Below are 23,329 nucleotides of genomic sequence, written 5' to 3'. Positions count from 1 at the left end.
TTCGCCTAACAGTTCCCACTATCAGGGCCTGTAGAGGACTTACACCTCATAAGTACGGGGCCATGCCTGGCACACAAAGAATCGCGGCAGATCCGAGGACCTGCCGCGCAACACACTCTTAAGAGTAATTATTCGACGACCTTGATGAAAGCTCCCTCGGTATTAGTGCCGTCGGGCATCATCATGACGTCTTTCGATTGGTCCCGAACCTGGAAGTCGAAATCGCGGAGTTTGTCGCCATTCAGATCTCTCGTGGCCAGGAAGGCCGTGCGGAGGGCCGCAACATGGTAGACATAGGCGGGATCATAGTCGCCGGTTGGCGGATCGGCTACGACACCACCATCCGTTCCGTTCGGGCCCACGCCCACAAGCACAAAGGCATCATAGTTCGGGGGGGGGAAGAACAGTCGCCCGTTCAACGCCGGGTCCGTAACTTGAATATCGCTGCCCAGGTTATCGCCGCCGTTGATCCAATAGCGCCGAAGCGTGTCGAGTTGCCGCTTATTGTAGGGCGCATACACGAAGGGGCGCTGGATACCTTGCTTCGATTGCGCGGCAACTTCGAATACGCCGCCTGACTGTGGGTTTGCGTCGCCCGAGGAGCCCGTGAATTCCCCATAGGGTCCGGCATACAGATAGAGTGAGAAGGTATAGGTATTGTCGGCCACGCTCTTCTCGCCGATGGCCGAATACTCCAGCAGCCCGAGCTGGCCGTCACCGTCGCTGTCGTAGCCGGATTTGCTCCAAGCGGCAAGTTCGTAAACGTTATCGTCCTGATGAATCCCGATGGTGATCGTGTAGGGCCGAGTTTCATAATAGGAGAAATCGTCACCGTTGCTGTCTTGCGGAAGTGGACCCAGCAACTGAGCGGGGGTAGCTTCGCGGTATTCTGGCTTCACGAAGCCGTAGGCGACCGGGAATCCTGTCGTATTGCCCGCAGCGGTGGACTTTTCCATAATCAGCTTGGCCACATGGTCCATGTTGGCCAGCGCTTTGGTTGTGTTGGCTTTTTGCAAATATTTCGGCACGGCCACGGCCGTCATGCCCGCGAGGATCGCAATAATCGCTATTACCGTCAACAATTCTATGAGCGTGAAACCCGCGCGGGTCGCGCTGGACTTCTTCTCCACACCACTGGGCTTCTTCATGCTTGGATCTCCCGGTATTGCAAGGGTTTCAGATATGTTCATGATACCATCGACCGCCCAAATGGTCAATCCTCTTTTCTGCTTAACTCCCATACGGAAAAGAGGATAGGGCGTAAACTGTGTAATCTGACAGCGTAAACTGCGAGCCCCGTCAACTCAATAGCGGCCGCAGCGCCCCTTCGTGGTCCCTCAGCCACGCGCAAACCTCCTCCACAATCATATCCGCCGTGCGCGCCGGTGTCCAGCCCGTGGCCGCCGTCACCCGCCGGTTGTCCGTGAGGTAGAGGGGTATATCGGCAGCGCGGTTCGCAACTTCACCCGCGATGGGGATGGAATTGCCCGTATAACGCCGGCAAAGTTCGGTCAATTCCTGGAGCGAGGTGCTCACGGCGCGGCCCCCGCCCACGTTGAAGGTCCGTCCGTTGAACTCGTCCAGGCGCGCAAGCTGGATGCACACCAGATCGAGCAGGTCCTCCACATGGAGCATGTCCCGCACCTGCTTGCCCTGGCCGCCATAGCCAATGTACTTCAGGGCGCCGCCATAGGCGTGGCGCGCCGCCCAGAGTACCACGACCCCCTGATCGGCTTTGCCCATCTGCCAGGGTCCAGTGAGCACGCCGCAGCGGTTGATGACACCCCGCAGGCCGTACATGGACAGGTATTCAGACATCACCAGCTCGGAGGCCAGCTTGGTCGCGCCATAGAGGGAGCGCACACCCTCCAGGGGAAAATCCTCGGCGATGCCGTCGGCGCTGGCCCCCGGCACGGGCTGCTTCGCTTCCAGCTCCAGGCGGGTCTCCGTTTCGCGGTAGCGCAGGCGCGCAATGGTCTCCATGGGATAGACCCGGCTCGTGGACAGAAACACCACATCGCTGCCGTGCCGCCGGGCCGCTTCCAGGCAATTCAACGTGCCGGTCAGGTTGGTCTCCAGCACATACTTGGGCGATCCGCCATAGCCCGCAAGCACCGAAGGCTCCGCGCTGCACTCGATGAGCACGTCAAATGGCCCGACCTCTTCCAGGTCCCCGGGACAGCGGATGTCGCCATGGAGGAACTCTACGCCCGCCCCCTTGAGTCGGGGCAGGTTCAGCTCCGATCCCCGCCGACGCAGATTGTCGAACGCGATGACCCGGGTGTCTTCGCTTCGGGCTTTCAGGCCCATGGCCAGGCAGGAGCCCACGAAGCCGGCGCCGCCCGTGACGAGTATGGTTTTCATGGGTGGGCTCCCGGAGTAAGAAACGAGGGCCCGGCGATGGTGCCACGCGATCCGGCAACGCCGGTTCGTGTGCCCGCCACGAGGTCTTCCCGATGTGCCGGCGGCCACTCGTCCGACCCTCTCGTGCCCCAACCGGGATGTTGACGAGGGGCAAAAGAATCTTCCTCCCATGCGCCTTTTGGCGAAAAAACCGTCCGGTTATGAACTGCTCCATAACCGCCGCTTTCGAGGTTCAGGGCACACGAACCGGCGTTGCCGGATCGCGTGGCACACCTGTAGTTTTCGTGAAGCGCCGATGACGCGATTACCCAGCCAGTCTCTATTGACAGCCTCTTGCAATTATGCGCTAGAATGGCGTCTCGCATTTCGCCGTTTTCTTCTTTCTACGTATCGTGCCGTTCATCGGGAGCGTTTATGGGTGTGGTTCTGGTTACCGGTTCGGCCGGTCTGATTGGTGCGGAAACGGTCCGCCGATTCATCGCCGCAGGGTACACTGTCGCGGGTGTGGACAACAACATGCGCGCCTACTTCTTCGGGGAGGAAGCGTCGACCCACTGGGCCGTCGAGCGCCTGCGTGCGGACCACGCCGAATACCGCCACCACGAGGCCGACATTCGCGACTTCGGCGCCCTGGAAGCCATTTTCAAGACCTACAGTTCTTCCATCGAACTCGTGGTGCACACCGCGGCCCAGCCGAGCCACGACTGGGCGGCGAAGGAGCCCCTGACCGATTTCGGCGTCAATGCGGTGGGCACGCTGAACCTGCTGGAGCTCACGCGGCAGCACTGCCCCGAGGCGCCCTTCATTTTTACCTCCACGAACAAGGTCTACGGCGATACGCCCAACGATCTGCCCCTGGTGGAACTGGAAACCCGCTGGGAAGTGGCCGAGAGCCACCCCTATGCCAAAGACGGCATCGACGAGACCATGTCCATCGACCAGTGCAAGCACTCGGTCTTCGGCGCTTCCAAAGTGGCGGCCGATGTCATGGTGCAGGAATATGGCCGCTATTTCGGGATGAAGACCGCTGTTTTCCGCGGCGGCTGCCTCACCGGACCCGGCCACTCCGGCGCGGAGCTCCACGGATTCCTGTCCTACCTCATGAAGTGCGCCATCACGAAGAAGGAATACCGCATCTTCGGTTACAAGGGCAAGCAGGTACGCGACAATATCCATTCCAGCGATCTGGTTAATTGCTTTTTTGAAGTGCTTCGCGCGCCGCGCTCGGGGGAGGTATACAACATCGGCGGAAGCCGCCACAGCAACTGCTCCATGCAGGAAGCCATCGCCAAATGCGAGGCCATCACCGGGAACAAGATGGCCATCCGTTACGAAGACGACAACCGCATCGGCGATCACATCTGGTGGATCAGCGACGTGGGCAAATTTCAGTCCCACTACCCGAACTGGCGCTACGCCTACGACATTGACGCCCTGCTGGGGGAGATCTACCATGGTTTCGAAGGCCGCATCTAGCCTCGTGCCGGTGGAGAAGAACACCCTTCTCTACTCCGTCCTCATTCCCGCGTACAACGAAGAGAAGAACATCATCCCCACGCTGGAAAGCCTCGCCGCCGCCCTGCGCGCGGAATCCATACCCTTTGAGCTCCTCGTGGTCAACGACAACAGCACGGACAACACCGTGGCGGTGATCGAGGAAAAGGCAAAGGAAATCCCCGAGATCCACCTGGTCCACAACTGGCCTCCCGGCGGGCTGGGCCGCGCCATCCGCTGCGGTCTCCACCATTACCGGGGCGATGTCCTGGCCGTGGTCATGGCGGACAGCTCGGACAACCCCCTCGACGTGGTACGGTGCTACCGGAAGATTGAGGAAGGCTACGACTGCGTCTTTGGCTCGCGCTTCATGAAAGGCGGCCGGGTGACCCACTATCCGCCCGTGAAGCTCGTGGTCAACCGGATCGTGAACCATGCCATGCAGGTGCTCTTCCTGACCCACCACAACGATCTCACCAACGCCTTCAAGGTCTACCGGCGCCACGTGATCCAGAGCATCCTGCCCCTGCAGGCCGCCCACTTCAACATCACCATCGAAATGTCGCTGTCGAGCCTCATCCGCCGCTACCGCATCGCCCAGGTCCCCATCACCTGGTCCGGACGCACCTGGGGCATCAGCAACCTGCGCCTGCGCAAAATGGGTCGTCGCTACCTGTGTACGCTGCTCATGATCTGGTGCGAGCGCCTGCTGATCCTGGATGACCTCCTGATGGAAAACAAGCCCCCCCAGTTGCCGGAATCCTGATTGAAAGGCCGGTGCGACCCCTGGACACCCTTCGAGCCCGGCGGCCACAGATCTCGTCTTCGCCCCTCCTAATCCCCTGTCAACAAAGCAGATAGCGCCGCCCGACTTGCTTGCTCCAGGCCCGCGGCGTTATACTTTCGCCTGCGGCGGGTATATACACCCGAGTACACTTCATAGCCGAGACCTTCACACCAACCCAGGAGAATACCCGTGGCCGAATCCTCCATGCACCAGTCCCTCAGCGGCTGGGGCGGCCTCGATCCCGAAAAGTGTGACGTCTTTCGCCCGGAAAAGCGCCGCATCCTCAACGACCTCATCGGGGGGCACGCTTCCTCCTCGATCATCGCCCGAGGCCTGGGTCGAAGCTACGGCGACACCGCGGTCAACGGCGGCGGCGGGGTCGTCAATACCACCCGCCTCGACCGCATGATCAGCTTCGACGAAGAAACCGGCGTGCTCGAATGCGAAGCCGGCGTCAGCCTGGCCGACATTCTGGACGTCTTCGTGCCCCGGGGCTACTTCGTGCCCGTCACGCCCGGCACCAAGTTCGTCACCGTGGGCGGCGCCATTGCCAACGATGTCCACGGCAAGAACCATCACTGCGACGGCACCTTTTGCGAATTCGTGGAATCCTTCACGCTCCTCACCCCCACCGGCGCGCTCCTGCACTGCTCGAAAACCGAAAACGCCGATGTCTTCTGGGCCACGGCGGGCGGTATCGGACTGACGGGCTTCATCCTCACGGCGCGGGTGCGGCTTCAGCCCGTGGAGAGTTCCTGGATCGTCACGGACTATACCCAGTGCCGCGATCTCGATCACGCCCTGGACGCCATGGCGGCGACCGACGGTGCCCACAAGTATTCCGTCGCCTGGGTGGACTGCCTGGCGCGGGGGGCCAGCCTGGGTCGCTCCGTGCTCATGCAGGGCAACCATGCGAAGCTGTCTCAGCTCGATCCGGCACGCGCGAACGCGCCCTTCGCCATGAAACGCGAGTTCCCGAAGAACGTGCCCTTCAACTGCCCCCAGTTTCTGCTGAATCCCCTGAGTGTCACGGCCTTCAACAAGGTCTTCTACGCCGCCCACCCCACCACCATCGGCAAGCTGGTGCACTACGACAAGTATTTCTATCCCCTGGACGCCATCCACCACTGGAACCGGCTCTATGGGCGCAAGGGCTTTGCCCAGTTTCAGGCCACGCTGCCCTACGAGAGCAAGCAAGGCCTCATCCGCATTCTCCAGCGCCTGGCCGACTCGCGCCGGGCGTCCTTCCTCGCCGTGCTAAAAACCTTCGGCGAGCAGAATCCCGGTCTGTTGTCCCATCCCATGAAGGGCTACACCCTCACGCTGGATCTCCCGAACCACCGCGGCCTGACGCCCTTCCTCCACGAACTGGAGCGCATCCTGCTCGATCACGACGGGCGGCTCTACCTCGCCAAAGACGCCGTGGCCAGCCCCCAGACCATCGCGGCCATGTACCCGCGCCTGGATGAGTTCAAAGCCATTCAGAAGCGCCTCGATCCAAAGGGTGTGCTGTCCTCCAACATGGCGCGGCGCCTGGGGCTGGTGTGATGGTTGATTCACACGCGATGAACTTTGGGATTTACCCCCCCTGCCCCCCCGCAAGCGGGGGGGAGCAATATCCGCAACATGCCTCGCGCGGGAGCGATGAGATTTCGATAATTCCCGTTTTCCTGATTTCCGGTCCCCCCCGCTTGCGGGGGGGTAGGGGGGGTAAAACCTCCAACGTCGCAGGTATCCCGCATGAGCACTGATTTCCGACCCAGCGTCGTCATTCTTGGTTCCACCTCCGGCATCACCCGGGCCACGGCCCAGGCCTTTGCCGCGGCGGGCTACACCCTCGTGCTGGCGGCCCGCGATGACGAGGAAAACGCTATCCTCGCGGCGGATATCGCCGTGCGCCACGGTGTGCCCTGCCATGCGCTGCATTTCGACGCCGAAGACCTCCCCTCCCATGGAAAATTCGTTGAAGCCTGCGAGGCCGCCATCGGCACCAAGCCCACGGGCGTCGTGCTGGGCTATGGCTATATGGCCGAGCAGGAAAAGGCCCAGAAAAACATGGCCGACGTGCAGAAGATGATCTCGGTCAACCTCACCAGCGCCATTTCCATTCTGGAGGCCTTTGCGGCCGTCTTCGAACATCGCGGCTCCGGCTTCCTGGGCGTCCTTTCCTCCGTCGCAGGCGATCGGGGCAAACAGACAAACTACATCTACGGCGCCACCAAAGCGGGCCTCACCTGCTACCTCGAAGGGCTCCGCGTGCGTCTGGCCAAGTCCAACGTGACCGTCACCACGATTCAACCGGGCTTCGTAGACACGAAAATGACCTTCGGCCTGCCGCTGCCGGGCCCCCTCGTGGCCACACCGGCTCAGGCGGGCAAAGCTATTTTCAAAGCGGTCAGTACCGGAAAAGACGAGGCCTATGTGCCCTTCTTCTGGCGCTACATCATGCTGATCATCCGCAATATCCCCCGCCGCGTCTTCAAAAAGATGAGCATGTAATGGCCGAGACCAAGCACCCGCCCTTCATCGTGACCTGTATCGCGGCGATGCGTCCCTACCAGTGGACGAAAAACCTGCTGCTCTTTGCGGCCCTCGTCTTCGCCGGCGAACTTGGCCATCCGATCCAGGCCCTCGTGAGTCTGGCGGCCTTTGCCTCATTCTGTCTGGCCGCCAGCGCCACCTACGTCTTCAACGACCTCCTCGACATCGAAAGCGACCGCGAACACCCCAAGAAGCGCCACCGCCCCCTCGCCAGCGGCGCCATGAGCCCCGCCGCCGCGCGCGTGCTCCTGGTGTTGCTCTTTGGCGCGAGCCTCGTCATCGCCTGGAATATTCGCCAGGAATTTCTCGTGGCATTGCTCGGCTATGTGGTGCTCACGCTGGCCTATACCCTCAAGCTCAAGCATGTCATGATTGTGGACGTGCTCGCCATCGCCCTGGGCTTCGTGATTCGCGCCGTGGCCGGCGCCATTGCCCTGGACGTGCCCTTCTCCAACTGGCTCGTGGTGTGCACCCTCTTCCTGGCCACCTTCCTCGGCCTGAGCAAACGCCGCCAGGAAATCCTCCTGCTGGAGGAAGGCGCCCAGTCCCACCGGCAGGTACTGCAACATTACACCGTGCACTACCTCGATCAACTCATACTCATCATGGCGGGGGGCACCCTCATCACCTACACCATCTACACCTGCTCTCCCGAAGTGATCCAGCGCCTCGGCACCGACAAGCTCTACATCACACTGCCCTTTGTGGTCTATGGACTCTTCCGCTATCTTCACCTGATCCACCACGAGACCGGCGGCGGCGATCCCAGCAGCACCCTCATCAAAGATCGCCCCCTCGGCGCAACCGTCGTCCTGTGGGCCATCGCCTGCGCGGTGCTCATCTACCTCCCCAGGATTTGACCGGACTTTCGGGACCAACCCAAAGCCCGCCGCGCCACACGACCCACACGACCCGCACGACCCACACGACCCACACGACCCATACGACCCACACGACCCACACGACCCACACGACCCACACGACCCATAAGACCCATAAGACCCAATAGTGGAACCGCGCTCACGTAAAGCATACAATACGATCCCAATGTGGGAACCACAGACCAAAGAGAGCCCAAAGCGCAGTACAGGAGAGAGTTCGGATGGGGAATATGACCGGCGTGCTCAGCGAGGTGGACGTCACACGTGACGTGGGAGCAATCGTATTGGGGGGCGGTCGGGGGACTCGGCTTTATCCCCTGACCAAGGTGCGCGCCAAACCCGCGGTGCCCCTGTGCGGCCGATACCGGCTCGTGGACATTCCCCTCAGCAACTGCCTCAATTCCCAGATCAACAAGATCGCGGTCTTGACCCAGTACAACAGCCACTCCCTCAACCGCCACATCAACAACACCTACCGCTTCGACATGTTCAGCGGCGGCATGGTGGAAGTGCTGGCGGCCGAGCAGACCGATCTGGCCAGCGGCAATGAATGGTTCCAGGGCACGGCGGACGCCGTGCGGAAGCAGTTCGTTCATATCCTCGATCAGGGCGTGTCCCACTACGTCATCCTTTCCGGCGACCAGCTCTACCGCATGGATTACCGCGAACTCCTCGAAACCCACTTCAACAAGGGCGCGGACATCACCGTATCCGCCCTGCCCGTCAGCCGGGACGACGCCCACGCCTTCGGCGTGATGAAGGTGCTCAAGAGCGGGCGTATTCGCGAGTTTGTGGAAAAGCCCAATGATCCGGCCGTGCTTGACGGCCTGGTAACCCCCGAAAAAGTCTTTGAAGATTTCGGCCTGAACGGGGCGGGCAAACCCTACCTCGCCTCCATGGGCGTCTACGTCTTCAAAGCGGAAGTACTCGAAAAGCTCCTCATGGAGCATGTGGAATGGGTCGATTTCGGTCGCGAACTCATCCCCCACTCTCTGAGCACCCATCAGGTTTACGCCCACATGTTCTCGGGCTTCTGGGAAGACATCGGTACGGTCCGCTCCTTCTTCGACGTGAGCATGGCCATGACCACCGACGACGCCCCCTTCCAGTTGAACGGCCTCAAAGACCCCATCTATACCCACGCCCGCTGCCTGCCCGGTGTGCAGATTTCCGACGCGCACATCAAGAACGCCATCATCTGCGAGGGCAGCCGCGTCTCCAAAGCCACGATCAATAAGTGCATCGTCGGCATTCGCAGCATCATCCATCCCGGTGCGGTACTCGATCACGCCATCATGCTCGGCGCGGAGTCCTTCGACGCCGAGAATCCAGGCGACGGCGGTCCCAAGATCGGTATCGGTGAAAAGACCAACATCAGCCACGCCATCATCGACCACAACGCCCGCATTGGCAAGGGCGTGGTGATTAAAGGCTCGAAACGACTGAAAGACTATGACGGCGACGGCTATGCCATTCGCGACGGTATCGTGGTGGTGTTTAAGAACGCCGTTATTCCCGATGGCACACTCATCGGCGCGGTATAGCCCGCAGGCCGTGAGCCCGCCCCTTTTCAGACCGGAAGCGTAGCGCCATGAAGCCTGCGCTTCCGGTTTCATCTCTTTCGGTCGCCAGCCGCGCCCTCCCCCTCGGGCTGTGCCTGCTCGGCGCCCTGCTGCGCCTCTATGACCTCGGCGGCCAGAGCCTTTGGTATGACGAGACCGCCAGCCTCTACCTCGGTGCCCATGCCGACTCGGTCTCCGCACTCTTCGACCCGGCGTACACCGTCGAGCCCCCCCTGAACACGATCCTCACCGCCGGCTGGTCCTCCCTGGTCGATGGTCTTTTTCCGCTCGCCATCACCGACCCGCGCCATGACTTTCTCTTGCGCCTGTTGCCCTGCCTCTTCAGCATCCTGACCCTGCCCGTGGTCTACTTCCTCGCCCGCAGGCTCTTCCGCGACGAGCGGAGCGCCTGCCTGGCCCTGTTCTTCTTCGCCGTCGCCCCATTTCAGATCTACTATGCCCAGGAGCTCCGCGTCTACAGCCTGGTCGTGCTCTTCGCCCTGCTGGCCCTCTGGTTCATGGTCGAGGCCCTCGAAAATGGCCGCCTCACGGCGTGGGCCGGTCTGGTCTTCTCCCTCACATTGCTCATGTACGCCCACTTCATCACCATGTGGTATATCTTTGCGTTGAATCTGGCCTTCGTACTCCTGCTGCCCGGTTACAAACACCGATTCTGGTCCTGGACCGCCGCGAACGCACTGCTGATGCTCCTTATTGCCCCCATGCTCCAGCGCGCCTTCGCCATGCACGCCGAAGTGCAGGACATCGCCTATCCCTGGTATCCCAATCCCACCGGGAAAACCGTCCTCATCACCTTCAAGAACTTCTTCGCGGGCTACGGCCCGCGCGCCTGGGCCTACTGGCCCCTCTTTTTCCTGGGCCTGGGGCTCAACGCCGCCGCGTGGAAAGCGTGGCGCAACGACCGAACCACCCTCACCCTGCTGACCGCCCTCGTTTGGGTGCCCGTACTCGGCTGCGCCGTCCATTGGGGACTCAGTGACTTCTCCTTCTATGAGCACCGGCTCTTCATCGTTTCCGGGGCGGCCGCCATCCTTCTCGCCGCCCGAGGCGCCGCCCTCATGGGACGGCGGGGCCTGGCGCTCGCCGCCGCACTGATCGTGTTCACGATTCCCAGCCTCGCCGACGGCTACGGAGGCCGACTCCACCCCATCCCCATGCACCGCCTGGCCATGTGGGACAAGGTCGATTTCCGGAGCGTAGCCGTCCACCTGGAGCGCAACGCCGGGCCCGGTGATCGCCTCCTCTACGCGAGCCACTTCAGCGCCTACCCCATGACGCACTACTACGCCGGCGACCAGCTTCGCGTGGGCTGGTCCGAAGCCGACGAAGGGGAGTTCATCAAGACCATGGGCCACGCGGCCATTTTGCGCGCCCATGGCCTCATGCCCGTGCCCAGAGAAGAGGCCGTGGCGGACGCCGAACGGATCTGGTTCCTCCGCACCGAGGGCACCACCTTTGAATGGCGACCCACGACGGATCGAATCGTCGGCTGGCTCGACACCCACTTCGAAAACCGGCAGACGCTGCGTTGGAAGGGCGTCGTGCTGACCCTGTATATCCCCCGTTCCAGATCCTGAAATGCAAAAGGCTTGACTTCACCGGTCAAACGTGGTTCAATACTGCTGAATATCAATTCAGTTCAACCCTGATTGACGGGAGTGGAAGCATGGCCAAGGATCTTACAAAACGCCAGCGGGATATTTTGGACTACATCATCGACTGTGTCCGCGACCGCGGCATGCCGCCGACGATTGCCGAGATCGGTGAGGAATTCGGAATTACCTCCACCAATGGCGTGAATGACCATCTGGTCGCCCTGGAGAAAAAGGGCTTCATCGAGCGCTCCTCGAAAGCCCGGGGTATCATCATTACCGAAAAGGCCGCCTTCGGACTCTACCAGAGCGATGTGGGCGTGCTGCCCCTCGTCGGCCAGGTCGCCGCCGGTCTGCCCATTCTCGCTCAGGAAAATATCGAGGGCCACGTGCCCGTCGACGCCAAACTCGCCCAGCGCAACGCGTTCTGCCTGCGCGTACGCGGGGACAGCATGATCGAGGACGGAATCCTCGATGGCGATATTATTATCGTGGATCAGGGCAAGCAGGCCCGTCCGGGCGATGTGGTCGTGGCGCTGGTGGAAGATGAAGCCACCGTGAAGCACTACTACCCCCGCGGCGCCACGGTGGAACTTCGCCCGGCCAACGCCGCCATGGAAACCATGCTCTTTCCCGCCCGGAGTGTGAGCCTCCAGGGGGTCGTCGTGGCCCTCCAGCGTTCTCTGAACTAAGCAACGTCCCTATAATTTCGGCATTTACAGCCCGTCCCCGTGTGCAACGGCGGCGGGCTTCTGTTTTCCTGGAGATAAGGGGGCCTCGCCCACCCTGAGGTGGCGGAGGGCGGGTCGAGCGCGCCTCGCGCCACCTGGGAGGAGGGGGAGTCCGGTGTGGTCAGCAACAGAACTCCCGAGGGAAGAGAGTTATGGATGTATTGGATCCATGTCCCAATGGTACCGCATTTTTTTAAAAACGTCAAGTCATATTTTCTCTTTTCCGTAAAAAAGTACCCGCCGCGCCGGCCTCATGCCGCAACGCGCCCGCACGGGTCGCGACCACGCGACCCGGAATGCTACTATGGGAGACTGCGCCGCGCGCGCATCCAGGCCCAGCTTCTCAACGACAGGACCATCCATGCCCGGCTACTACCGCAGTCCCACGCTCCACGGCGACACCCTGGTTTTTTGCTCCGAAGACGACCTCTGGCAGGTCCCGGTGACGGGGGGCGTCGCCCGGCGCCTGACGGCCAGCCTTGGCGCGCTGGCCACGCCCCACTTTTCACCCGACGGCCGGTGGATCGCTTTCAGCGGCCGCGAAGAAGGCGCCTGGGAAGTCTATGTGATGCCGGCGACGGGCGGCGCGGCCACCCGGCTGACCCACCAGGGAGCCACGGCCCAGGTGAGTGGCTGGACGCCCGACGGAAAATTCATTCAATATTCGACCGACGCGGCGGCCCCCTTTGCCCGCACACGTCAACTCTGGGAGATTGCACGCCAGGGCGGTCAGCCCCGCCTCTTGCCCTGGGGCATTGCAAGTCACCTGAGCCATGGACCGGGCAAAGCGCTGGTGCTGGGCCGCAACACGGGGGATCCCGCGCGGTGGAAGCGCTATCGGGGCGGCACCGCGGGTCAACTCTGGGTGGATGAAAAAGGCACGGGGCGCTTCGCGCGGATTGTGCCGGGCGAGGGCAACGTGACGGCGCCGATGTGGCTGGGCCGGCGCATCTACTTCCTGTCCGACCACGAAGGGGTCGGCAATCTGTACAGTTGCACGCCCGCCGGTAAAGATCTGAAACGACACACCCATCACAACGACTTTTACGCACGTGGCGCGTCGAGCGATGGACGGCGCGTCGTGTACCACGCGGGCGGCGACTGCTTCCTGTTCGATCCCGGCACGGGCCTGTCTTCCCGAATTCCCATCGATATTCAGAGTCCCCGGGTGCAGCGCAACCGCCGCTTCGTCGCGGCGGAGAAGTACTTGCAGGGCTGCCAGCTCCGGCCCGACGGCAAAGCCCTGGCCGTGACGGCGCGGGGCAAACTTTTCGCCATGAGCAACTGGGAAGGCCCGGTGCTTCCCCTTGCTCATGAGACGGCGGCCCGCGCACGGCTGGCCACCTGGATGAACGATGGAAAGCGAATTGTTTTCGTATCCGACAGCACCGGGGAAGAATTGCTGGCCATCACCGACGCCACGGGCGCCAAGGGACCGCGACTGCTCAAGAAGATCGCCATCGGCCATGCCATGGGACTCGCTCTTTCGCCCAAAGCGGATCTGGCGGCCATACAAAATCATCGCTTTGAATTGATCCTGGCCGACCTGGGCAAAGGGACCGGCAAGACCATCGACAAGAGCGATTTTGGGCCCATCAACGGCCTCGCGTGGTCGCCCGATGGCCAGTGGCTGGCCTACTCCTTCGCGGGCACATCGCGCACCCGGGTCATCCGCCTCTATCACGTGAGCACCGGCAAGAAGCACGACGCCACCCATGCCGAGTTTTACGACATGGCGCCCGCCTGGGACCCGGAGGGCAAATATCTCTACTTCCTCTCGTACCGCGCCTACAACCCGGTCTACGACGCCCTCCACTTCGATCTGGGCTTCCCCAAGGCCATGCAATTGATGCTGCTGCCCCTCCAGGCCGACCTGCCCAATCCCTTCGTCCCCCGCGCCGAAGAGCAGGCCGCGGCCCCGAAGGAGGACGAGAAAAAGGAAGACAAAGACAAGAAGAAGGACAACAAGACCGCTCCGCTCAAGGTGGAAACGGCGGGCATCGCCGGTCGCGTCGTGGCCTTTCCCCGGCCCGCCGGGCGCTTCGGCGGCATCGCGGGCATCAAGGGTAAAGTGCTCTACAGCGAATATCCCGTGGACAGCACGGGCGCTTCGCCCGACGCGGGCAAGGGCTCTCTCAGCGTGTTCGACTTCACGTCGATGAAGGAAGAGTCCATCATCACGGGCCTCGACAGTTTTCAAATCTCACGGGACGGTGGCACCCTCCTCTACCGGTCCGGGAAAAAGCTTCGCGTACTTAAGGCGGGCGACAAGCCGAACGACACCAAGGCCAGCGGTATTGTCCGCGATGGCGGGCGCGCCACGGGCTGGATCGATCTGGATCGCGTGAAAGTGGCGGTGGACCCGCCGGCGGAATGGCGCCAGATGTATCGCGAGGCCTGGCGGCTCCAACGGGAGTACTTCTGGGATTCCAACATGTCCGGCGTGGACTGGCGGCGGGTGTTCAAGCGCTACGAACCCCTGCTGGACCGGGTGAGTTGCCGCAGCGAACTCTCCGATTTGCTCTGGGAAATGCAGGGCGAACTGGGCACGTCCCACGCCTACGAGATCGGCGGCGACTATCGGCTCGCCCCCCACGTGGCCCAGGGCAAACTGGGTGCGGATCTCGCCTGGGATGCAAAGAAGAAAGCCTATCGCCTCCAGTCCATCGTCGCGGGGGACTGCTGGGACGAAGACTGCCACTCGCCCCTGCTGGCGCCCGGCAAGGGCATCACCGAAGGCGACTGGATCACGGCGGTCAACGGCGCCGCGCTGACGCCGGCCTATACGCCGGGGCATGCCCTGGCCAATCTGGCCGGTCAGGAAGTGGCCCTGACGGTGCTGGGCCGGAAAGGTCCCGAACGCACCGTAGTCATCCGAACCTTGCGCGGCGAGATGAATCTGCGCTACCGCGCCTGGGTCAACCGCAACCGGGAAGAAGTGCACCGCCGGAGCAAGGGCCAGGTGGGGTATGTCCACATTCCCGATATGGGCACCCGGGGTTACGCGGAATTTCACCGGGGCTGGCTGCCGGAACTGCACTATCCCGCGCTGATTATCGACGTGCGCTTCAACGGCGGCGGCCACGTATCCCAGTTGCTGCTGGAGAAACTCGCCCGCAAACGACTGGGCTACGATGTGCCCCGATGGCATGCGCCCGAGGCCTATCCCCGCGAGTCCGTCATGGGACCCCTCGTCGCCCTGACCAATGAATACGCGGGATCCGACGGCGATATCTTCTCCCACTGCTTTAAGCGGATGAACCTGGGCCCGCTCATCGGCACGCGGACCTGGGGCGGTGTGATCGGCATCAGCCCGCGCATGGAGCTCGTGGACGGCAGCGTGACCACCCAGCCGGAGTTTTCCTTCTGGTTCGACGACGTGGAGTGGGGCGTGGAGAACTACGGCACGGAGCCGGACGTGGAAGTGTACATTACGCCGCAGGATTACAAGGCGGGGAAAGATACCCAGTTGGAAGCGGGCCTGGAAACCATCCTGCGCCTGCTGAAGTCCAACCCGCCGGTGCTGCCGCCCTTCCACAAGCGACCGGCGCGGAACCTGCCGAAGTTCGAATAGCGATGATAGGACTGATTTGACGGATAGGACCGATAGCGCAAATCCGTCCTATCCGACTTATCCGTCCTATCTCTCACCCCATTGAAGCAAAACCGGGCCACCAGCTATGCTATGGCCCTTATCCGTTGCAGTTAACGACGTCCAAAAAAGGGGCGCGCCCGCGCCCGGAAGTGAGAACCCATGGGAATTCTGGCAATCAACGGTGGCAATCCGGTCACCACGCAAACCAAAAACTGGGCCTCCTGGCCCGTGAGCGACGAGTCCGACGCGAAACTGCTGGCCGAGATCACGCGGCGCAACAAGTGGTCCTACGACGGACCCACCGAGTGGGAGTTCGCCCAGAAATTCACCGCCTATCAGAAGGCCAAGTTCGGCCTGTGCTGCGCCAACGGCACGGTGGGCATCCAGCTCGCGCTGGAAGCCCTCGGTATCGGCGCCTTCGATGAAGTCATCGTGCCCGGCATGACTTGGCAGGCAACCGCGGCGGCCTGTGTGGACGTGAACGCCGTCCCCATCCTGGCGGACGTGGAGCCCGACACGTGGAATCTGGATCTGGCCCACGTGGAATCGCTGATCACAAAGAAGACCCGCGCCGTCATCGTGGTGCACCTCTACGGCGCCGTGACCGACATTACGAAACTTGTACAACTCTGCAAGAAGCACAAGCTCTTCCTCATCGAGGATTGCGCCCACCAGCACGGCACCTTCTGGAAGGGCCAGGGCGTGGGCAGCTTCGGCGACGCCGCCTCCTTCAGCTTCCAGGAGTCCAAGGTCATGTCCTCCGGCGAGGGTGGCTTCAACATGTGCAAGACGAAGGAGATGTTCTACAAGCTCTACAGCCTGCGCAACTGCGGCCGCCCCTATGAGGCGGATCCCGTGGTCTACGGCCTGAAGAAGCCCGCCGATCTCTCCACCACCCTCCAGTCGGGCAACTATCGCCTCACCGAATGGCAGGCGGGAATCCTTCTCGGCGCCCTGGGCCGTCTTGATCAGCAGGTCAAGGAGCGGGACGCCAACGCGATCTACCTGAACAGCCAACTGGCGGAGATCCCCGGCGTGCTGCCCATGCGCCGCCGCAAGGAAGTGACCCAGCAGAGCTACTTCAATTTCAGCTTCCGCCTGGACACGAAAGCGCTGAAGGTAAACAACAGCCAGTTCATCGCCGCGCTGAACGCCGAACTGAGCACAAAGGGCTTCGACCGGCCCTATCAGCCCCTGAATCAGTGCATGCTCTACAAGCCGACCACGAAGTTCCGCCACAAACTGGACAAGGAATACTTCAAGGCCATCGACCCGAAACGCCACAAGATTCCCGTCTGCACCGAAGCCCACACGAACTCGGGTGTGGTGATTCACCACCGCCTGCTGATGAACACGCAAAAAGAGATGGACATCGTCGCCGCCGCCGTTCGCAAAGTGGTGGAAAACGTCGGCGAGCTTCAGGCCCCCCCGAAAAAACGGAAGTAGGTCTCCAACCATCGAAAACAAGACCGCCCCTGGATCCATCCAGGGGCGGCTTTTTTGTTGAGCGGCAAGCAAAAAAGCAGGCGAGACCCCGAACCATAGAATCCATACGACCCCTGAGACCCATTAGTAACACCGCCCCCGTGTCAGGCCCCCGCGGCGGGCTGCTTGCCCCGGTGCACCAGGGCATCGAAGCGGGGGTCTTCCCGCAGGCCCGCAAAGTCCCCATCGTTCATGGCCTCCAGACGGAGCGCGTCGGACAACTTGAAAGCTTCCGTCAAATTCGCCAGGGCCTCGTCCGTACGCCCATTGAGGGCATAGAGACAGGCCAGGTTGTAGTAGGGCTTCGGGTGACCGGGAAAGCTCTCGATGGCCCGGTGAAAATAGACCTCGGCTTCGTCGTAACGCTTCAAGTCCACCAGCAGGTTCGCGTAGTTGTTCAGCGGCGAAATGTCGCCCGGCATATAGCGCAGGGCGAGCTCGGATTGGACCAGAGCCTCCTCATACTTGCCTTCCGCGCGAAGGATAATGGCCAGGATGCCGTAGGGCCGGCCCCATTCGGGTTCCAGAGCGATCGCCTTCTGGAGGGTGGCCTTGGCCTCCTCCACCCGGTCGAAACTGTAACGCCCCAGGAGGTTGCCCAGACTGGCATAGGGCCAGCTCCATTCCGGCGCGAGTGCGATGGCCTTCTTAAAGTAGCCCTCCGCCGAGTGATAATTCTGCTCCCGCTCATATTGGCACCCCAGGAGGTACGCCCCTTCGGCCGTGTTGTTCATGCCGCTGCCCGCGTACACCGCCGCGATCCGGATCGCCTCCTGGGTATCCGCGCGAAGGGCGTTCACATCGGCGTGGAGCAGGCTCAGGGCCCGATCCGTCACGACCTCGGGGGATTCCAGCCCCCCCGGCCCCCGGGCGGTCGTCTGGCGCGATACATACACGAGTGAGGCGATCAGCGCTACCACAAGGGCTATCCGCCACAGTACCAGATGATGTTTCATGATTCGCTCAAAATCCTGTGCTGGTACCTTGCCCCGGCCGCGGCGTACCCGGGCACCCGAGTGTCCGCCGCCGCGCATGCCGCCTTTGATCTCGATTTCGCTCCATTCTCGTACGGCTATTGTAGCATGAGAATCGTGTTGGGTTGCGTTTTGGGGTTGCCGGACGGTATTCTTTGGGCCACCCCGCAATCGGACCCTCGGGGGGATCCGCGCGCATCTACGGCCCGCCTGCCGTTTTCCCGCGTTCATCCGGTCTGGATCCCCACATCCAGGGCCCGATCCACGTGCCGGCGCGCGCCCCGCAACTGGTGCCCGTCCGTGCCGAACCTGCTGCAATGGATGCGGCAGCACCGAACTGAGAGAGTGGAAGAGCCATGGAAGTCATCATCCGGAAAACCGAGGAAGAGGCCGCACAGTTGACGGCGGACCTGATCGCCCAGGCGCTGATCGCCAACCCGCGACTGGTGCTGGGTCTGGCCACGGGCCGCACCATGGAAGGGCTTTACGCCCGGCTGGTCAAGAAACATCGGGAGGACGGACTGGACTTCGCCGCCGCAACGACCTTCAACCTTGACGAATATATCGGCCTGGCCCCGGAGAATCCCAATTCCTACCGGAGCTACATGAACCACCATCTCTTTGACCATATCAACATTCCCAAAGCCAGCACCTACCTCCCCAACGGCACCGCGCCGGACCTGGACAAGGAGTGCGAGGACTATGAACGGCGGATTGAGGCGAGCAATGGCATCGATCTCCAGTTGCTGGGTATCGGCAGCACGGGCCACATCGGATTCAACGAACCCCTCTCCGCCCTGCGCAGCCGCACCCGCTGCAAGGCCCTGACGCCCGGCACCATCGCCCAGAACGCGCCCCTCTTCGACAAGCCCGAAGACATGCCCCGTCGCGCCATGACCATGGGCGTGGGAACCATCCTCGATTCCCGCCGCTGCATCATGCTGGTGACCGGCGCCGCCAAGGCCGACATCGTCTCCAAGGCGGTGGAAGGCCCCATCACCTCCATGATCTCGGCGTCGGCGCTGCAGCTTCACCCCAAGTGCACGGTCATCGTGGACGAAGCCGCCTCGGCCAAGCTGGAAAACCGGGGCTACTACGACTGGATCTTCCAGAACGAGCCGGAGTGGGCGCCCTACCGCTGAAGCGCTCCGGACACCGCCCGCATGGGTTGACATTTGAGCAGGAAGTAACACACCACGCATGTGCGTGGTGTGTTTTCATATGGGAGATGGCGTCGTTCCACGCCGCCACATGACGGGAGAGAGTCGATGATCAGCGTAATGAGTCGGGCTGGAAAAATGCGTTTTCAATGGTTGTTCGCGGGCGTGTTCGCGGCCATCGTACTGGCCCCCGTGGCGCAGGCCCGGGAATGGAAGACCTATGAGAGCAAGAAGTTTGGCTATTCTCTGAAGATCCCCGCGGAGTTCACCATTCAGTCGGAGGATACGACCACGAGCTGGATCTTTCAGCCGGGCAGCGCGCCCGCTGCGGAAAAGCCCGCCGATCAACCCGCCGAAAAGAAGAAGAAATCGCTCGGGGCCAAATTGAAAGGCATCGCACAGGATGCGACTCAGGGCGGCGCGGGCGGGACTGCGGAAAGCGGTGGGGCAACTGGCGGTGGCCTGGAGAGCGCCCTCAGCATCCATGTCACCTGGACCTGGATGCCCGATGTGGCCCCGGAAACCCTCTACAAGGCCAACATGGATTCGGTCAAGCAGGACATCAGTTCGCCCGCTCCAAAATATACCGATCCCCAGGTGTTCTCGAAGAAAGCCGGCTACGCCTATGAGGGCAATGCCTTCTGGTACAAGGAAGTGGCCAAGACCAAACCCGACGAGATCCACCGCTGGCTTATCGGCGCGTATGGCAACAAGAGCAACTACGGCGTGATTCTGGGCGGCGTTCAGGGACAGTTTGAAGAGTGGGGCCCCGTGTTCGAGGAAATCGTGAAGAGCTTCAAGCTCATACCCATCGAAAAGCAGTAGCCCGCTCTGGGAAATTCACTTGAGACGGCCAGTGTCCCGCCGGGATGCTGGCCGTTTTTCTTGGGCGCTATCGAAGCACCCGGCCCCGCAGCCGTTCGAATCCTTTCCAGAACTTGCCCAGCTCCGACGCGGCCTCTTCCGGAATCTGTAGGGTGGAATAGCTGCCCGCCACATAGAGATGGGTCAGCGTATCGGCCTCCGGGCCGATCTCCGCGATCGGCTCGGGCAGGCGCGCCAGGTACTCGAAGGGCGTCTCGCCTTCTTCTCGCGGCACGCCCAAATCGTAGGCCAGCGCGCAGAGGGCATCGTAGCTGTACTGGATCTTTTCGAGCAGCGACCCCTGTCCGCGAAGCGGATTCTGATAGCGCGTACACGTGGCAATATCGCGGTCCACCTTGACCCGCGGCCGCCGCGGCTTGCGCCTTGGCACGTAGGTCAGCCTGCGGAAGAAGCGCGCAAGCCGGTCGAAGAATCCGGCCCGCTGGCCCGCCGCCCGTCCGAAGTAGTGGGCTGCCGCCTGAACCAGGACGTAAAGGAAGAACAGCCCCATCAGCGCCAGGGCGCCGTAGGCCAGCCACTTCAGCGCGGGCGCCGCGTCCATCAGTTCGTTCATGGGAATTTGGGTTGCGGGCGGTGTGCCGCTTGACCCGGAAGATTCCTGTCCGGTGGACTGTTCCGGGCTTTTCTCTACGGACTGCGATTGCTGCGGATCCTCGGCACCGGATCGGGGATTTTCCTGTTGTCCTTGTTGTCCTTGTTGTCCTTGTTGTCCTTGTTGTCCTTGTTGTCCCTGTTGTCCCTGTTGTCCCTGTTGTCCCTGTTGTCCCTGTTGTCCCTGTTGTCCTTGTTGGCCCTGTTGTCCTTGTTGTCCTTGTTGTCCCGGCTGGCGGATCTCACTCGACTGACCTTCCCGACCTTCGGGGCCCAGTTCGCCCTGCTGACCGTGCTCGGTACTCGCTTCGCTCCACCGCTGATACTCGTGGTAGTCGTACTTCGTCGAGATTGTTCGCCCCGATTCGTCCACCTGACGCGCCGCCCCATGCCAGGCCTCCGGCTTCGCCGGCACAGGCCCCCAGAGCCCCAGGATAAGCACCAGCCCCACCATCAGGCTGCCCAGACCAAGCCAGAAGGCCGCGATACTCGTGGGAAAGGTGATGGCCCGGCGCTGGCAATAGACGCGAAGGCCCCGGTAACTCGACAGCATGAGCAAGAGCAACATGGCAACCGTGTAAACGCCCACGTAGACGCTCCCCGCCGATTCCATGAGGGAGCCGCCCTGGGGCAGAAGACGCTGGCCGATGGCGAGGAGGATCATGATGGGAATGGCCAGATAGAAGAGTGAATTGGCGGGGTGCTTGCGCGGGAGACGTCCCTTGCCGATCTCCGGCTCGGCAGAGACCTCGGCGGGCGGGGCCTTGCGCAGCCAGCCGCCCCGCAGGATACCCACCTCGCCATAGCGCGCGCTGGCATCCACACAGCAATCCCGCGTGAGCCGGTCGGTCACTTTCCAGAGGATGGCCACGACACTGATGTTGAAGCAGAGCGAGGGCAGCATGCTGGTCATCACGCCCCCGGCCAGTCCGCCGCCCCGGAGCTGAGTCACCACGGTGAACATGCCCACGGCGAAAATCATACCCACGAGGTAAACCCCGGAATCCGTCGCCTCCCGATCCGCCCGCAGCCGATTGAGGGCCACAATGCCCATCACAAAGAAAAAGGCGAAGGCCCGCATATTGATATCGAGCCGCTCGGTGTAGATGAAGCGGATATCGAGAAGAAACCAGGCGACGGCAAGCATCATGCAGAAAATCATGAGCGGGATAAGAAGATCCACCGCCCGATCCGCCAGGCTGCGCTCCTCTTCAACTTCAGGGCGTGGCGCACCCTCGGGCAGGGCCGGCGGCGCGGCAAACTCCCGGCGGAGGGAGTGGAGGTCCAGGGGGATGTGATCGCCGCGCTTGTCCATGGGGAATCGAATCCGAGAGGTGGCAATGGGTACCGGGATGTTGTAGCAGCTTTGCGGAGGGGAAGTCGAGAGGAGAGAGAATGGGCCTTATGGGTCGTATGAGTCTTATGGGTCGCTATGATCGACCAGCCACTAACCACCACCATACGAACCCATAAGACCCATACGACCCATAAGGCCCATTTCTTCCCGACCCCTCCAGACTCCAGACTCCAGGTTAACTTCGCGTATAATACCCCCCGACCCCGCAACCCAGGCCCTGAACCGGAATCCTCCCCCATGCCCCTACCCACCACCGACCCGCGACTTACCCAGACGCTGCGGATGATCGAGATCTACTGCAGCGTCCAGGGCGAAAGCACCTGGGCGGGGCTGCCGTGCGTATTCATCCGCCTGGCCCGCTGCAACCTGCGCTGTCGCTGGTGCGACACCACCTACAGCTTCCACGGCGGCGAGAAGCAGACCCTGGAGGAAATCCTCCGTGCTACGCTGGCCTTCGGCGTGCCCCTGGTGGAGCTGACCGGCGGCGAGCCGCTGGCCCAGAAGGAATGTGTGCCCCTGGCGGAGTTGCTGCTGGAGGCGGGCTGCACGGTGCTGATCGAGACGAGCGGCTCCCTGCCCATCAACACCCTGCCCGACCCCGTGGTACGCATCATGGATCTGAAATGTCCCGACAGCGGCATGGAACGTTTCAACGACTGGACCAACATCCCCCATTTGAGGGCGGATCGCGACGAGGTCAAGTTCGTCATCGCCAGCCGGCGGGATTACGAATGGAGCCGGGACACCGTCCGGCGTTATAATCTCACCCAATGCTGCAGGGCGGTGCTCTTTTCCCCCGTGTTCGGAGAGGTTGATCCGAAAGACATCGTCACCTGGATGCTCGAAGACGGGCTGAACGCGGTCCGCTTTCAATTGCAGATGCACAAATTCATCTGGCCGCCGAACGAACGCGGCGTCTAATCACGGCCCGTTAAGGAAGTCCCTTGGAAGCCCATTTAACGAAAATCGCCTATGTGGAAGCGGCCCACCGCAACCCGAAGGGCAACGAGAAACAGCAGCGCCTCCACGGCCACAGCTACAAAGTGGAGATCCTGGCCAAAGGCGGACTCGACCCGGAAATTGGCTGGATCGTGGACTATTCGGCCCTCAAACGCCTCTTCCGTCCCCTCTACGATCAGCTCGATCATGCCTGTCTGAATGATATCCCCGGCCTGGAGAACGACACGACCGTCCCCGCGCTGGAGCGCTGGATCGACGCCCACCTGTCGCCCAAACCGGCCTGGTATGACGGGGTGCGCGTTTCCATCGACGGCGACCTGGACTTCGTGCCGCGCCGGCTGCCCGCCAT

Annotated in this window: 16 protein-coding genes and 2 pseudogenes; 14 read left to right on the top strand and 4 right to left on the bottom strand. The window is 62.1% G+C overall.

Features of this window, described 5'->3' with window-relative positions; genetic code table 11:
• Window positions 1-1,040 precede the first annotated feature (1,040 nt).
• Window positions 1,041-1,148: pseudogene (locus tag JNK74_18795) on the bottom strand (prepilin-type N-terminal cleavage/methylation domain-containing protein).
• A 151-nt stretch (window positions 1,149-1,299) separates the two neighbouring features.
• On the bottom strand, window positions 1,300-2,364 hold the full coding sequence (locus JNK74_18790) for an NAD-dependent epimerase/dehydratase family protein (protein ID MBL7648232.1): 1,065 nt from the start codon (window positions 2,362-2,364) through the stop codon (window positions 1,300-1,302).
• 414 nt (window positions 2,365-2,778) lie between these two features.
• On the opposite strand from JNK74_18790, the gene JNK74_18785 reads away from it, so the two are divergent.
• From JNK74_18785 to JNK74_18740, 10 genes are all read left to right on the top strand, one after another.
• Window positions 2,779-3,840 (top strand): NAD-dependent epimerase/dehydratase family protein, encoded by a 1,062-nt coding sequence (locus JNK74_18785; GenBank protein MBL7648231.1) that lies wholly within the window; start codon window positions 2,779-2,781, stop codon window positions 3,838-3,840.
• Entirely contained in the window at window positions 3,818-4,624 is an 807-nt protein-coding gene (locus JNK74_18780) for a glycosyltransferase family 2 protein (protein MBL7648230.1), read from the top strand. The genes JNK74_18785 and JNK74_18780 overlap by 23 nt, the downstream gene beginning before the upstream one ends.
• 225 nt (window positions 4,625-4,849) lie before the next feature.
• The gene (locus tag JNK74_18775; GenBank protein MBL7648229.1) at window positions 4,850-6,193 is read left to right on the top strand and encodes an FAD-binding oxidoreductase; all 1,344 of its coding nucleotides are present in this window, start codon (window positions 4,850-4,852) and stop codon (window positions 6,191-6,193) included.
• Window positions 6,194-6,385: 192 nt separating this feature from the next.
• Complete coding sequence (locus tag JNK74_18770) at window positions 6,386-7,144, top strand: SDR family oxidoreductase (GenBank protein MBL7648228.1); 759 nt, start codon at window positions 6,386-6,388, stop codon at window positions 7,142-7,144.
• Complete coding sequence (locus tag JNK74_18765; protein ID MBL7648227.1) at window positions 7,144-8,046, top strand: decaprenyl-phosphate phosphoribosyltransferase; 903 nt, start codon at window positions 7,144-7,146, stop codon at window positions 8,044-8,046. Before JNK74_18770 ends, JNK74_18765 begins: the two co-directional genes overlap by 1 nt.
• Before the next feature lie 251 nt (window positions 8,047-8,297).
• Window positions 8,298-9,611 (top strand): glucose-1-phosphate adenylyltransferase, encoded by a 1,314-nt coding sequence (locus JNK74_18760; GenBank protein ID MBL7648226.1) that lies wholly within the window; start codon window positions 8,298-8,300, stop codon window positions 9,609-9,611.
• A 47-nt stretch (window positions 9,612-9,658) separates the two neighbouring features.
• Window positions 9,659-11,227 carry a glycosyltransferase family 39 protein gene (locus JNK74_18755; GenBank protein MBL7648225.1) on the top strand — a complete coding sequence of 523 codons (1,569 nt, stop codon included), beginning with the start codon at window positions 9,659-9,661 and terminating at the stop codon, window positions 11,225-11,227.
• Window positions 11,228-11,316: 89 nt separating this feature from the next.
• On the top strand, window positions 11,317-11,934 hold the full coding sequence (gene lexA / locus JNK74_18750; protein ID MBL7648224.1) for a transcriptional repressor LexA: 618 nt from the start codon (window positions 11,317-11,319) through the stop codon (window positions 11,932-11,934).
• Window positions 11,935-12,334: 400 nt separating this feature from the next.
• Window positions 12,335-15,547 (top strand): PD40 domain-containing protein, encoded by a 3,213-nt coding sequence (locus tag JNK74_18745; GenBank protein MBL7648223.1) that lies wholly within the window; start codon window positions 12,335-12,337, stop codon window positions 15,545-15,547.
• Between the two features lie 180 nt (window positions 15,548-15,727).
• A complete protein-coding gene (locus JNK74_18740) occupies window positions 15,728-17,014 on the top strand; it encodes a DegT/DnrJ/EryC1/StrS family aminotransferase (GenBank protein ID MBL7648222.1) in 1,287 nt (428 codons plus the stop codon).
• A gap of 143 nt (window positions 17,015-17,157) precedes the next feature.
• On the opposite strand, the gene JNK74_18735 is transcribed toward JNK74_18740, so the two are convergent.
• Window positions 17,158-18,009 (bottom strand): tetratricopeptide repeat protein, encoded by an 852-nt coding sequence (locus JNK74_18735; GenBank protein MBL7648221.1) that lies wholly within the window; start codon window positions 18,007-18,009, stop codon window positions 17,158-17,160.
• A gap of 374 nt (window positions 18,010-18,383) precedes the next feature.
• Between JNK74_18735 and nagB the strand changes: the two genes are divergently transcribed.
• On the top strand, window positions 18,384-19,169 hold the full coding sequence (gene nagB / locus JNK74_18730; protein ID MBL7648220.1) for a glucosamine-6-phosphate deaminase: 786 nt from the start codon (window positions 18,384-18,386) through the stop codon (window positions 19,167-19,169).
• A gap of 126 nt (window positions 19,170-19,295) precedes the next feature.
• On the top strand, window positions 19,296-20,012 hold the full coding sequence (locus JNK74_18725; GenBank protein MBL7648219.1) for a hypothetical protein: 717 nt from the start codon (window positions 19,296-19,298) through the stop codon (window positions 20,010-20,012).
• A 67-nt stretch (window positions 20,013-20,079) separates the two neighbouring features.
• Here the strand turns inward: JNK74_18725 and JNK74_18720 are convergent, their stop codons facing one another.
• Entirely contained in the window at window positions 20,080-21,978 is a 1,899-nt protein-coding gene (locus tag JNK74_18720; protein MBL7648218.1) for a DUF4129 domain-containing protein, read from the bottom strand.
• Between the two features lie 279 nt (window positions 21,979-22,257).
• On the opposite strand from JNK74_18720, the gene JNK74_18715 reads away from it, so the two are divergent.
• On the top strand, window positions 22,258-22,941 hold the full coding sequence (locus JNK74_18715) for a radical SAM protein (protein ID MBL7648217.1): 684 nt from the start codon (window positions 22,258-22,260) through the stop codon (window positions 22,939-22,941).
• A 23-nt stretch (window positions 22,942-22,964) separates the two neighbouring features.
• A pseudogene (locus tag JNK74_18710) lies at window positions 22,965-23,234 on the top strand (6-pyruvoyl tetrahydropterin synthase family protein).
• The last annotated feature ends 95 nt before the right edge of the window (window positions 23,235-23,329 follow it).

The sequence above is a fragment of the Candidatus Hydrogenedentota bacterium genome (assembly GCA_016791475.1).
Lineage (GTDB): Bacteria > Hydrogenedentota > Hydrogenedentia > Hydrogenedentales > JAEUWI01 > JAEUWI01.
This window is presented reverse-complemented; position numbering and strand designations above follow the sequence as displayed.